The organism is Paenibacillus sp. W4I10, from assembly GCF_030816325.1.
In the GTDB taxonomy this organism is placed as follows: Bacteria; Bacillota; Bacilli; order Paenibacillales; family Paenibacillaceae; genus Paenibacillus; species Paenibacillus amylolyticus_B.
In genome coordinates this window covers 2979652-2991835 of record NZ_JAUSXX010000001.1, presented here as the reverse complement: position 1 = coordinate 2991835, position 12184 = coordinate 2979652, and the positions used below count along the sequence as shown (strand labels likewise).

At 46.7% G+C, this 12184-nt stretch carries 13 protein-coding genes; 4 read left to right on the top strand and 9 right to left on the bottom strand.

Features of this window, described 5'->3' with window-relative positions; all coding sequences use genetic code 11:
• Nucleotides 1–89: 89 nt before the first annotated feature.
• A complete protein-coding gene (locus QF049_RS13250) occupies nt 90–1028 on the top strand; it encodes a hypothetical protein (RefSeq protein ID WP_307537961.1) in 939 nt (312 codons plus the stop codon).
• A gap of 119 nt (nt 1029–1147) precedes the next feature.
• Here the strand turns inward: QF049_RS13250 and QF049_RS13245 are convergent, their stop codons facing one another.
• From QF049_RS13245 to QF049_RS13225, 5 genes are all read right to left on the bottom strand, one after another.
• Nucleotides 1148–2188 (bottom strand): M42 family metallopeptidase, encoded by a 1041-nt coding sequence (locus tag QF049_RS13245; RefSeq protein ID WP_307537959.1) that lies wholly within the window; start codon nt 2186–2188, stop codon nt 1148–1150.
• Nucleotides 2189–2301: 113 nt separating this feature from the next.
• Nucleotides 2302–2682, bottom strand: coding sequence for a LapA family protein (locus QF049_RS13240; protein WP_105598114.1), 381 nt, complete (start codon nt 2680–2682; stop codon nt 2302–2304).
• Between the two features lie 132 nt (nt 2683–2814).
• Nucleotides 2815–4605: an oligoendopeptidase F gene (gene pepF / locus QF049_RS13235; protein ID WP_307537955.1), complete on the bottom strand. Its 1791-nt coding sequence runs from the start codon at nt 4603–4605 to the stop codon at nt 2815–2817.
• A 213-nt stretch (nt 4606–4818) separates the two neighbouring features.
• Nucleotides 4819–5004, bottom strand: coding sequence for a hypothetical protein (locus QF049_RS13230; protein ID WP_047842378.1), 186 nt, complete (start codon nt 5002–5004; stop codon nt 4819–4821).
• Between the two features lie 3 nt (nt 5005–5007).
• Nucleotides 5008–5241 carry a hypothetical protein gene (locus QF049_RS13225; RefSeq protein WP_017689395.1) on the bottom strand — a complete coding sequence of 78 codons (234 nt, stop codon included), beginning with the start codon at nt 5239–5241 and terminating at the stop codon, nt 5008–5010.
• Nucleotides 5242–5403: 162 nt separating this feature from the next.
• Here QF049_RS13225 and QF049_RS13220 point away from each other — a divergent pair, with 162 nt between their 5' ends.
• Complete coding sequence (locus QF049_RS13220) at nt 5404–5601, top strand: cold shock domain-containing protein (protein WP_017689394.1); 198 nt, start codon at nt 5404–5406, stop codon at nt 5599–5601.
• 154 nt (nt 5602–5755) lie between these two features.
• On the opposite strand, the gene QF049_RS13215 is transcribed toward QF049_RS13220, so the two are convergent.
• From QF049_RS13215 to QF049_RS13205, 3 genes are read right to left on the bottom strand one after another with little or no spacing between them, the layout of a single operon-like run.
• A complete protein-coding gene (locus QF049_RS13215) occupies nt 5756–6283 on the bottom strand; it encodes an MFS transporter (RefSeq protein WP_307537952.1) in 528 nt (175 codons plus the stop codon).
• Complete coding sequence (locus QF049_RS13210; protein WP_307537950.1) at nt 6171–6929, bottom strand: MFS transporter; 759 nt, start codon at nt 6927–6929, stop codon at nt 6171–6173. Before QF049_RS13210 ends, QF049_RS13215 begins: the two co-directional genes overlap by 113 nt.
• Nucleotides 6930–6969: 40 nt before the next feature.
• A complete protein-coding gene (locus QF049_RS13205) occupies nt 6970–8310 on the bottom strand; it encodes a polysaccharide biosynthesis protein (protein WP_307537947.1) in 1341 nt (446 codons plus the stop codon).
• 179 nt (nt 8311–8489) lie between these two features.
• On the opposite strand from QF049_RS13205, the gene QF049_RS13200 reads away from it, so the two are divergent.
• Nucleotides 8490–9569 (top strand): tetraprenyl-beta-curcumene synthase family protein, encoded by a 1080-nt coding sequence (locus QF049_RS13200; protein ID WP_307537945.1) that lies wholly within the window; start codon nt 8490–8492, stop codon nt 9567–9569.
• 53 nt (nt 9570–9622) lie between these two features.
• Entirely contained in the window at nt 9623–10594 is a 972-nt protein-coding gene (pfkA, locus tag QF049_RS13195; RefSeq protein ID WP_053783630.1) for a 6-phosphofructokinase, read from the top strand.
• An 83-nt stretch (nt 10595–10677) separates the two neighbouring features.
• On the opposite strand, the gene QF049_RS13190 is transcribed toward pfkA, so the two are convergent.
• On the bottom strand, nt 10678–12030 hold the full coding sequence (locus tag QF049_RS13190) for an MATE family efflux transporter (protein WP_307537943.1): 1353 nt from the start codon (nt 12028–12030) through the stop codon (nt 10678–10680).
• Between the last annotated feature and the right edge of the window lie 154 nt (nt 12031–12184).

Sequence of the window (12184 nt, the reverse complement as noted above, 5' to 3'; positions counted from 1 at the left end):
GTGAATTTGCGTATTAAAGTGAAACGTTCTGTATGCTCATTACGTTTTATAAGTAAAGAATTCCATAGAAGGGAGAGAACACCACACTTATGTATAAGGAAATTAATCAACAGTTGGCAGTGCTTAAGGAAAAGGGGAGAATTTACGAGAAATGGACCAAACGTTTGGAGAAGCTTCAAACGGAGGAAACTGAATGGGAAGCAAAGGTAAAACGTCGTCTGGAGCATCTCCAGAAGGAGCAGAAGGACGTTGATCGATTGAACAGTATGACATTGTCAGCATTTTTCTATCAACTGATTGGCAAGAAGACAGAACGTCTGGAGAAGGAAGAGCTCGAACTCATGGAGAGCAAGGCTGCATACGACACCGCTTGTCGCATGTTACAAGACGTACAGGAGCAACGAATCCATGTGGAGCAGGAGTTGGAGGGCGGGCGGCAGTATCAGTACTGGCAAAGCGATTACAACGCTCTGTGGGGGAAGAAGGAAGGTCGACTGCTGGACCAGGATGCGGAATTGCAACAGATGGCTGAGAATCGGGAACATCTGGCGAGCGAGCTACAAGAACTGGATGAAGCTTTCCGGGAGGGAGAATATCTGCTCTATGCTCTTGAACGTGCCGAGAAGGCTTTGTCTTCGGCAGGTAATTGGGGTGTATATGACATGATGGGCGGTGGGGTCATCTCCACGCATATCAAGCGAGGACGAATGGATGACGCTCAGGTCGCCATCATGGATGCAGGTAAGCGTCTACGACGTTTTCAGAAGGAACTGGAGGATGTAGAGATGGCAGTACACGCGGATCTGCATCTGGGAGGTCTGCTTTCATTCGCAGACTATTTCTTCGATAACCTCTTCGTAGATTGGATGGTTCAGGACAAAATTCGCAAAGCCGAACGTCAGGTGAAGGATGGACTGAGCGCGGTTCGGCAAACCATGCATGTGTTAAGAAATGAAATCCGTGACCATAAGGCAGAGTTAGAGATATTGGATCGTAAGTATCATGCATATGTGGAACAGGCAGATTAAGAGATATGACAACAAAGGCCCCTTCCAAGCATACCGAATTGTGTGCTTGGAAGGGGCCTTCTGCTTAGACGAACATGTGAATGTTATCCATGACAATTTCGTCGATCAATGATTCTGTTTTACTTGGTTGTAATGTAGGCTGCGAGCAATCGTGCCGTATTCAGGACAGCATCCTTATGCGTACGCTCCATGGAATGAGATGCGTGAACCCCCGGACCGATCAGTGCTGCTCGGATATTGTTTCCTCCGCGTAATGCTGCACTGCCATCTGAGCCATAGTGGGGATAAATGTCCACGACGTAATCCATCCCATCCTGTTTGGCCAGTTCAATGAGACGACTGGTCATATCGTAGTCATACGGGCCAGAAGAATCTTTGGCACATATGGAAACGTCAGTTTCTTTACAGCTCAGGTCATCACCCATGGCTCCCATGTCTACAGCGATCATTTCACTGATTTCCGCAGGGATATACGATGCGCCATGTCCAACTTCTTCATAGTTCGAGATAAGCAGAGAGACGTTATGTAATGGTTTCCAGCCTTCACGATGTGCAGACTCAAGGATGCCGAAGAGGGCTGCCACGCTGGCTTTGTCGTCCAGATGACGTGATTTGATATAACCACTCGGCGTGATGACTGCGCGAGCATCAAAGGAGATAAAGTCACCGACAGAGATCCCAAGTTTCAACACATCTTCCTTGGAGGAGACAACTTCATCGATTCGAACTTCCATATGGCTCTCGGTCCGTTCAAATGTGCGTGCATCCGGATAGACGTGTACAGACGGATGAAGGGAGAGAATGGTACCTGTGTATGTCTTTCCATCCCGTGTATGGATGGTGCAATATTCGTTTTCGATACTTTGCATCGAAAACCCACCGACAGAGGTAAGCTTCAATGTGCCATAGGATGTAACCGAGCGAACCATGGCCCCTAGCGTATCTACGTGAGCGCTTAAAGCAATTGTCTTGGAAGAGTCCTGTCCGGGCAATGTAAGCACCGCACCGCCCTTGTTATTCAGCTCACAGGCGATGCCCAGTGCTGCTGCTTCCTTCCGGATCATCTCGATAATATGATGTGTGTAACCACTTGGGCTTGGTGTATCCAGCAATTTTTTCAGGAAAGACAGAACGTATGATTCATCAATTGTAAAACTCATTGTGTAATTTCCTCCTCGGATCGTGGGTATGGTGTGAAACAAAATACAGCCTGTCTGGGGGAGAGAATGTGATACTACCATTCCTGACTCGCCAGCAGGCTGTCTCTGATTGGTTACAGTGTTCCCGTAGGGTTTCCTTTGCGCTGACTCTGGATCGAATCATTCTCCAATAGGCTGTTGGGTTCATTTGAGTCAAGAGAATCCATCGTTTTGAAAGAATCGAGTGAAGATTGGCTTGTCGCGGAACTTTCCAATTCAGATACACGCAATTTCAGTTGTTTATTTTCACGTTGCAGTCTGTATTGGCGATAAATGCCATATGACCCTACAATAATTCCACCGATCAGGGTACAGCCGAGAATGAGCAAAATCAGCGGGATTTGTACCGTGTTAAATAACAGGTTGACTTGTACGGAATCCACATTAATGACCGCAAAGATTCCCGTGAGCAGTGCAAAAACAAGACCTGCTATGAGTGCCCATTGCATTTTCATGGTGTTGCCTCCTTGTTGAACAATTGAGAACTAGATATGCATTACCCGTATTCAGGTATGTTGCATCTTGCAATGATGATAAAATCCCCTGCCCAAACGGGCAAGGGATGCAGGTCACATGGAAAGACAACCTTATTTGGTTAGCTGCTCCATCTGTTCAATCAATTCCTTGAACACACTCATAGCTTCACGAATTGGCTGTGGTGTAGACATATCCACACCTGCTTTTTTCAGAATGTTGATGGAGTAATCACTGCCACCGCTCTTCAGGAAGCCAAGATATCGGTCAACAGCCGGTTGGCCCTCTTCCAGGATTTGCTTTGAAAAGCTTGTCGCTGCGGAGAAGCCTGTAGCATATTTGTAAACGTAGAAGCTGTTATAGAAGTGGGGAATACGAGCCCATTCCATTTCAATTTCTTTGTCCACAGCCATGCCTTCTCCGTGATATTTAACGTTCAGATCATAATAGATCTCGGATAACAATTGTGGTGTTAATGCGTCACCTTGTTCCGCACGTTCATGAATGATTTTCTCGAATTCAGCAAACATGGTCTGACGGAATACCGTTGTACGGAATTGGTCGGCATAATAGGTTAACAGATACAATTTTTCCTTTGGATCTGTTGATTTGTTAAGCAGATAATCCATGAGCAACGCTTCATTGGTTGTAGATGCAACCTCAGCCAGGAAGATGGTGTACTGGGCATCACGATACGGAAGTGTTGTATCCGAGTAATGTGAATGAAGAGCGTGACCCATTTCATGTGCGAGTGTGAACATGCTGTTCAGGTTATCTTTGTGATTCAACAAGACATACGGGTGAGTGCCGTAAGCGCCCCAGGCATATGCGCCTGAACGTTTATTTTCATTCTCATATATATCGATCCAGCGGTTATCATATCCAGTCTGCAATGCGTCAGCATAGTCCTTGCCGAGTGGTTTCAGACCATCTTTGACCGTTTGTTTCGCTTCCTCATAGGTAATATCCATTTTGTATTCGTCTACGAGTGGAGCGAACAGATCGTACATGTGCAATTGATCCACACCCAGCAACTTTTTGCGCAGGTCCATATAACGATGCAATAACGGAAGGCACTCGTGAATGGTGTCTACCAGATTGGTATACACATCCGTTGGGATGTTATCTCCATATAGGGACATTTCCATCACGGAAGGGTACTTCCGAACATTAGCATAGAACATATTTTTGGTTACATTTGCGTTCAAGGCAGCGGCAATTGTGTTCTTCTGTTTGGCATAGGTTTCGTATACCGCTTTGAAGGCACGTTCGCGAACTTCACGGTTAGGGTTCTCCAGGAACTGAATGTAGCTGCCGTGTGTCAGCTCGACTTCCTTACCATGTTCATCCTTGATTCTTGGAAACTTGAGATCGGCGTTATTCAGCATGCTGAAGATGGTCTGTGGTGCTTGTGAAAGGTTGCCTACCTGTGCAAGCAAAGCCTCTTCTGCTTGGCTAAGAACATGGGCTTTTTCGCGTTTCATCTCTTCCAGCGTAAATGTATAAGCAGAGAGTTTTTCGTTCGCAATAAATGCGTCCAACTGATCATCCGGCAGGGAAAGAATCTCCGGTGTGACAAAAGAAAGTGCTTCACCAACCCGTACGCCTAATTTCTGGGCTTTTTGGGACAGGTTTTGATATGTAGGATTAGCTGTGTCTTCATCTTGATGCATACGTGCGTACACAAAGAGGCGTTCTATTTTGAGGCTGATCTCATCTTCGAATTCGAAGCAAGATTTGAGTACATCGGGTTGATTCAGTTTGCCTTGGAATTCGGAGGCCTTCTTGGTCAAAGACGATACTTCTTCATATTCCTGATCCCAGGCTTTCTGATCGGCAAATAAATCTTCCAGTTTCCAGCTATGCTCAGCTGGCACCTCGGAACGTTTCAATAATTGACTCATGGAAATCCTCCTTTGATGATCTGATGAATGTATGGACGAAGCTGCCTTCGTCGCGCTCGCCTGTGCGGAGAGAGACGAAGGAATCAGACTAAGTACCAGGATAACAGATAGCGATTTCTGGTATTTCAACGGCCTTCCTCCTTACGATACGAATAATCTCGTATAGTATGACCTTAGGCACGTTGAAATATTTGAGCATCTGGGTCCCCGTGATTAGGTTCCCATGTTATACAGAAAATAAACGATCAGGAAAAAGGCGAAACAAATGAGCAGGGTAGCAATAAGCGCCATTCCCCGTCTCAGTCGATCCGGGATGGAATTGCGTCCCAGAATAAGCACAATACCAAGGGAGAAGGCAAGGATAATAAAGATGACGACATTGCTTGAGTCAAGCTGCATGGGTTAGACCCCTTTGAAGGCAGCCATCAATTGACGCCATTCATCCTCACGGTTCTCAAAATCTGCTTTTGGGAAACGGCGTTCAGCCCAGTGCATTAATGCAGGACGGCTTAGGAAAGTATGGCATTCTTCGCCCCACTCTTCCGAAATTTCTCGCAGTACGAGATATTTGCCTTGAACTTCTACGGTCATCATATTCCACTTGTCTGTTTTGTATATTTCATGTTTTTTTATCATAGGTAGTCTCCAAACTAACGGTTTTGGTAAAATGATACCGTACCCTACGATTCAAAGCAAATTTTTTCGACATTTATGGAAAGATAAATTGCAAAATGGAAGCCCATACAGTATAATAAGGGTATTCGCCATAGATGGCGATATTTTTAGGAGGTTTTTCATTTGAAAGGTACAGTTAAATGGTTTAACGCAGAAAAAGGCTATGGCTTTATTTCAGTTGAAGGCGGCGAGGACGTATTCGTACATTTCTCCGCAATCCAAGGAGATGGCTTCAAAACATTGGAAGAAGGTCAAGCGGTAGAATTCGAAATCACTGATGGAAACCGTGGTCCTCAAGCAGCTAACGTAAACAAACTGTAAGAATTTTTCCGGTCAACGGACTTCTTATATATGATAAATTTATAGCTGAATATTAAGAATCTAAGCACAGTCCCCCAAGGGAGGCTGTGCTTTTTTTGATTCTAAAATTTTCAGTGTAAATAACGGTTGAATACGGTGTATGTTCCCTGTGTGTTCAGGAGACGCGATTGGTCATGCTGGACCATAACTTCAATCCGAAACCGATCAGTGCAGCCAGGGAGAAAGCCATAGCGGTGAGATAGAAGGTTTGTCTACCTGCATGTTCCAGCAGCAGTCCGCCTAACGTTCCGCTAAGAAGTCCCGAAGCACTGGACCAGACAATGGTGAACAAAGCCATACCCGTAGCTCTGTAGCCGTCCGGAACTAGGCGAATGATATAGCGGACCGCCGTAACGTAGAAAATACCAAAGGTAACACTGTGCATCGTCTGAATTGCAACGACAGCTGCTGGTGTATCGGATATGGACATGAGAAGCAAACGAACCGTATACATCAGTGCAGCAAAAGCAATTAGCGGCAGTTCTTTATAACGGTTTCCATACTTGCTGAGCAGTAGAAATATGGGGATTTCACTTACGGAAGAGATCAGCAAAGACCAGCCGATCAGCCCCTCGCTGGCACCCAGATCTTTTAGCGTGATGGTAAGAAAAGCTTCGTTCATGCGATGTCCCATGGCAAGCAAAAATACACAGCCAAAAAAGGTGAGCACATCTCTGCGTTTCAAAATAGCCCATAACCCCGATAGGTCCATTTTTGCTACTGCTCCCCGAAGGTTGATCCTTCAATTGAAAACTGATCAATAGTGTAGTTGCAGCAAGACCAACGCAGACCCAGATCGTCCATGCTGGACCAAAAGATCCAAGGAAATATCCGATACTTAATGCAAAGAAGGCATAACCGATCGATCCGAAGACTCGAATGGAAGTGAAATTTCGGCCGTACTTGCTGGCCGTTGTAATAGCCATCGTATCGGAAAGTGGATAGACCGGATAATAGAAAAAGTAAAACAGGGTCACGAGTACAAATACCTGACCGAAAGTTGTTGCGTTGGCAAGCATGATCCCTGTGATCAATTGACCACCAAGCAGAATGATCATCACTTTGCGTACCGTTTGGTAGCGGTCGCTGGCCATGCTCCAGAACATATTGGAGAACACGGAGATGAGGGGGCCAATTCCGTAGAGATATCCAATCTCAGCCCGACTGAAGCCCAGATGACTGAAGTAAAGCTGGAAGTAGGATACCACCAGAACGGTGGAACCAAAGATGGTGAACATGAGAGCCCGCAGCCAGTTCTGGTCCGGGCGGGCGTTGTGATTTAATTTCATGATGAGAGACTCCAATCCTGATAACAATTCAATGATTTTATTACCCTTTCAGGGATGTTGATTTACGGGCTTTCGGCACGGACATCGTAGGTTCTTGCTTCGTGCGCCGGATGACGAGCCAGACAATAACAAGTTCGGCGAGCAGACCAAGGGATTGGGCTACAGCTCCGATCATGCCGTTCCACGCAGGGAAAATACTAACCAGTATAAGCAGCACAATTACCGTGCAGATTGCATTCGCCGTTTGCGAACGAAACATCGTTTTCGTCTGACCGCGAAGCAGAATAAGGCCATTGCTGAAATCCAGAAAAGGGAAGATCAACGGAAATAAGACGAACGCACGCAGTGTCCACAGACTTTGTTCCAACAGTTCGCCCTGAACACTCATGACATTTTCGAGTACCCATGGTCCCAAGGGGGTATAGGCAATCGACACCATCATCGCAAACGGAATAAATCCGGTGACAAGTGCGAATTTTCGTACCAGTTTGGCGTCCACAAGGTAGAAATTCAGCACGATCTGATGGATGTATGTAAAGAAGCTTAGCATCAACTGCATCAGACTGCTTGCTATGGCAAAGGACGAAATGGCTAGTGCGATCCCGGTCGTTTTGCCAAGTACAATGTTAATAACCGGTCCTATGAACAGCGCTACAAAGCTGGATAACAGCAGTGGCTTATAAAAGCGAAATACGTCTCCCTTGCTCTCGACGGGATGGTCCTCAAGCTTGGCTGGCATCTTGCGCTTGATGCTGTTTCCCTCCAGAAAGCTGACGAGCGCTTCAATCATCATGCCAGCAGCAAAAATGATAGCGCCTACACGTCCACTGTCAATGCTGTCTGTGAATATGAAATAGAGGGATAGGCCGTACATGCCGGCTAAACGGAATACCATGCCGATGGTTAACCACTTGGTGCGGTTATTCGTAATGATGATCCCCTGATAGATGTTGCGGATCACTGAAAAGATGCTCACATACATGAGAATTTCATATACGTCGATGACTTTGGTCAGCAGATCCGGACTTACACCAAACAAGTATTTGAACACCCCGGTACCAACGGGAGAGTATACGATGAGAAATCCAATGAGAAGCACACAGGCAAGAAATATTTTGGTCACAAACGTGAGGGCCTGAAAGGAAAGGCGATCGCGAACCAGTGCGGAACAGGTTTGCCGCAGCAGGGTGGATGGGCGTTCCGTGAGGGTTAACAAGCTACCAGCGATGGCATAGCTGGCAATAACCGTCTCGGGATGAGCGGAACGTGCTAATGTGCTGTTTATGATGACGTGAGAAATGGTGACGAGAGAGGCGGAAATGCCAAGTGGCACAAAAAAAGAAAATAACCGTCTCCACGAAAGTGATTCACTTGACGACATGTCAACGACTCCTTTGATGGATGAAATATGCCTAGTATATCACAAAGCTTTGGGCGCGGATGCGATTTTTTATGCGGAATATGCGGCAGATCATTTGTACAATTAAGGGGATCATATTATAATAGGAATGGTTAAAAATCGCTCTAATACGTATTCAACCAAGTGGAGGCACATTTATTTTGAGCCAATCAAATCGAAAACGTCATCAATATCCGCGTGGACCGCTGGCATTGATGAGAGGGGTGTACAAATACACCATTCCGGAAACACGGAAGGCACTGAATGGATGGCGTGCTCAAGCTGAGGCGATTCCGAATGAGGAATTGCGTACACAGGCACTTGCCAGTCTGAAGGATAAACAGTTTCACTGTGAAGGCGGAACCGTCTATGCATTAGCTGACTTGCCCAACAGACACATTCTGATTCCGCTGATCGTTTCATATCAAACTATTAGTGATTATTTGGACAATCTGTGCGACCGCAGCACCTCGATGGACCCGGCTGACTTTCGTCTTCTCCATCAATCTATGCTTGATGCGGTAGATCCCGAAGCAATTCCCGTCAATTATTATGCCCTCCGCGAGGAGCAGGATGACGGCGGATATCTGCGGAATCTGGTGACCACATGTCAGGAACTGACCCGTCAGTTACCAGGCTATGAGTCCGCCAAGCCCCAAATTCAGGATCTGGCAGGCCTATACACGGACCTGCAGGTATATAAGCATATCAAGCCGGAACTGAGAGAAACGGCACTGCTCGAATGGTGGTCGGAGCATCGTCATCGCACACCTCAGTTTCGTTGGAACGAATTTGCTGCTGCAACTGGCTCTACACTGGGCGTTTTCATGCTGTTTCTGGCTGCGAGTGACGATCAGTTGACTGAAGAGCAAGCGGCCTCGATCCACACGGCCTATTTCCCACATGTATGCGCATTGCACATTATGCTCGATTATTTAATTGATCAGGATGAGGACCGCATCGGGGGAGATCTCAACTTCTGCAACTATTATGAGAATGTGGAGACAATGCTGGACCGAATTGCTTTTATTGTGGAGATGGCACGCAGTGATGTACAGAAGATTCCGGGAAGCTCCTTTCACCGGATGATCATCGAAGGACTGATTGCCATTTACCTGTCTGATCCCAAAGTCAGCGAACAACAGGAAGTTCGCGTCGTATCCAAACGTCTGCTGAAAAATAGTCCGATCACAAGAATATTTTTCTTCATTTTCAGTCGCTGGATTCGGAAAAATATGTAAGTCAGGTGTAATATTGCGGAGCCTGAAGTGAAACTAGAGGAGGAAGAAACATCATGACAGCAGTAAAGAAAATCGCAGTATTAACGAGCGGTGGTGATTCACAGGGGATGAACGCGGCTGTTCGTGCGGTTGTTCGCAGTGGACTGTTTCACGGTCTCGAAGTATATGGAGTTCAACGTGGATACCAGGGTCTTTTGAATAATGACATTTTCCCAATGGATTTGCGGAGTGTAGGGGATATCATCCAACGTGGCGGAACGGTTCTTCAATCGGCACGTTGCAAGGAGTTCTATACCGCTGAAGGTCAGCAAAAAGGTGCAGACATTCTGCGTGCGCGTGGCATTGATGGTCTGGTTGTTATCGGTGGGGATGGTTCTTACAACGGAGCAAACAAACTGAGCAAGCTGGGCATTAACACGATGGGTCTTCCAGGAACGATTGATAATGACGTTTCGTTCACCGATTATACCATCGGATTCGATACAGCTGTAAGTGTAGTGGTGGATGCCGTGAACAAATTGCGTGATACGATGTCTTCACACGAACGTTCTTCCATCGTGGAAGTTATGGGTCGTCACTGTGGGGATATCGCTCTGCATGCCGGACTTGCTTCAGGTGCTGAGACGATTCTTGTGCCGGAAGTTCCGTTTGACATGGACGAAGTGGCAGATCGCATGAAAGCTAACTTTGCACACGGCAAACGCCACAGTATTATCATCGTTGCTGAAGGCGTGGGCAAGGGTGAGGATGTAGCAAAAGAACTGATGGAACGTTGCCCGACATATGAGCCGCGTGTAACCGTTCTGGGTCACATTCAGCGTGGGGGGACGCCAACTCCATTCGACCGTAACCTGGCAAGCCGCTTAGGTGACTTCGCTGTTCGTAGCCTGATCGCAGGCGAGACAGACAAAGGTTGTGGCATTATCAAGGGTGAGCTTACCCTGACGGATATTGATAAAGTGGTTAACACAAAAAAAGATTTCGATATGGTGACTTACGAGCTTGCACAACGTTTGTCCCAATAATTCGATTCATAAGCAAAGAGCACAATCCCGCTTTAACATGGATTGTGCTCTTTTTGTTGTTTTCAGGAGTGAGTATATCAATGCTACGCCTTGCGGAGTGCGGCTTGTTTTTGTACCAGGAAGAGTCTCCAGAGAAGCGCTGTTGCTCCTACAGCAAGGCCGGCAATGAGGCCGATCCAGTATCCGAAGGCTCCGAGTGAAGTATACGTAGCAGTTAGATAACCTACAGGCAAGCCAATGATCCAATATGCTACGAACGTAATGATTAGTGCCGGATTAACATCTTTGTAGCCACGTAATGCTCCTTGAGTCGGTGTAGCAATCGCATCCGAGATCTGAAAGAAAATAGCGTAGATGAGGAAATGCTGTGTAAGTGCAATGACCTCTCGATCGTTTGAATACACGCCTGCAATCTGTTCGCCGAACACAATCAATACGATCGCTGTCAGCAGTGAGAGGCCGATGGCACCACCAATTCCGAGCAGACTGTATTGTTTGGCATCTTTCAGACGCCCTGCACCTGCCTCATAGCCCACGAGGATTGTAAGAGCCATGCATATACTCACAGGCAGCATGTAGAGCGTAGAAGCAAAGTTCAGCGCCGCCTGATGGGCAGCAATTGTTGTGGTATCGAAACGGCTCATCATTAAAGTCACAGCAGCGAAGATGGACGTTTCGAAAAAAGTCGCGAATCCAATCGGCACTCCAATCTTGAGTAACTCTTTCCATTTGGACAGTGATACACGGGTCCATTGACGGAAAATGCCATACTGGGCGAAAGGTTCGACCCGATGGACAAAAAAGAGACTAATAAGAAAGATCAGCCAGTATGTACATGCTGTGGCAACACCAGCACCAACACCGCCCAATTGTGGAAAGCCCCAGCGGCCGAATATCAGCAGATAATTCAGCAAAATATTAACGGGCAGGGAGACCAGCGTAATGAACATTGTAGTTCGCGTCTGGCCTAGTGCATCCATAAAGCTGCGCAGCACCGTATATCCGAAGAGCGGGATAATGCCAAAAGCAAGTGCGCACAAAAAATAGAATGCAACTTGGGCAACTCGGGGTTCCAGAGGCATTCCGTTTAGTATAGAGCCAAGTAACAACGCCCCGGCTCCGATCACGACGAGACTGACAGCAATCCCGAGATACAACGCCTGGATGACGTTATACCCGATCTGATCATTACGTTTGGAACCTAACAGATGGGAAACGACAGGTGTAATACCGATCAGAATCCCGCTTAGTCCAGTTTGAACTGGCATCCACAGACTTGTGCCGATTGCGACTCCTGCAAGGTCGGCCGGAGAAAACTTGCCTGACATATTGGTGTCGAAGAACGACATGGCAGAGAGGGCGATTTGTGTGGTGAAGATGGGCAAAAATATAATCAGGAATTGCTTCACTTTTTGGGAAAAACTTGTTGTGTTCATGTTCACTGGCAGTGCCTCGCTATTCTAAAGAGATGTCATCCAAGTGTCATATATGGACAGCTATTTATTGTAGAGGATTTTGTTCAATTTGAATAGGGACAGAAGCAGAGTAGGGGGTGTACAGAGAAAAATGAACACCAAAAAACCTCGCTCC

What these genes read in the sequence shown, in the direction of transcription:
- QF049_RS13250 (WP_307537961.1), top strand. Translation starts at nt 90, where the DNA reads ATGTATAAGGAAATTAATCAACAGTTGGCAGTGCTTAAGGAAAAGGGG.
- QF049_RS13245 (WP_307537959.1), bottom strand. Translation starts at nt 2,188, where the DNA reads ATGAGTTTTACAATTGATGAATCATACGTTCTGTCTTTCCTGAAAAAA.
- QF049_RS13240 (WP_105598114.1), bottom strand. Translation starts at nt 2,682, where the DNA reads ATGAAAATGCAATGGGCACTCATAGCAGGTCTTGTTTTTGCACTGCTC.
- pepF (WP_307537955.1), bottom strand. Translation starts at nt 4,605, where the DNA reads ATGAGTCAATTATTGAAACGTTCCGAGGTGCCAGCTGAGCATAGCTGG.
- QF049_RS13230 (WP_047842378.1), bottom strand. Translation starts at nt 5,004, where the DNA reads ATGCAGCTTGACTCAAGCAATGTCGTCATCTTTATTATCCTTGCCTTC.
- QF049_RS13225 (WP_017689395.1), bottom strand. Translation starts at nt 5,241, where the DNA reads ATGATAAAAAAACATGAAATATACAAAACAGACAAGTGGAATATGATG.
- QF049_RS13210 (WP_307537950.1), bottom strand. Translation starts at nt 6,929, where the DNA reads ATGAAATTAAATCACAACGCCCGCCCGGACCAGAACTGGCTGCGGGCT.
- QF049_RS13205 (WP_307537947.1), bottom strand. Translation starts at nt 8,310, where the DNA reads ATGTCGTCAAGTGAATCACTTTCGTGGAGACGGTTATTTTCTTTTTTT.
- pfkA (WP_053783630.1), top strand. Translation starts at nt 9,623, where the DNA reads ATGACAGCAGTAAAGAAAATCGCAGTATTAACGAGCGGTGGTGATTCA.
- QF049_RS13190 (WP_307537943.1), bottom strand. Translation starts at nt 12,030, where the DNA reads ATGAACACAACAAGTTTTTCCCAAAAAGTGAAGCAATTCCTGATTATA.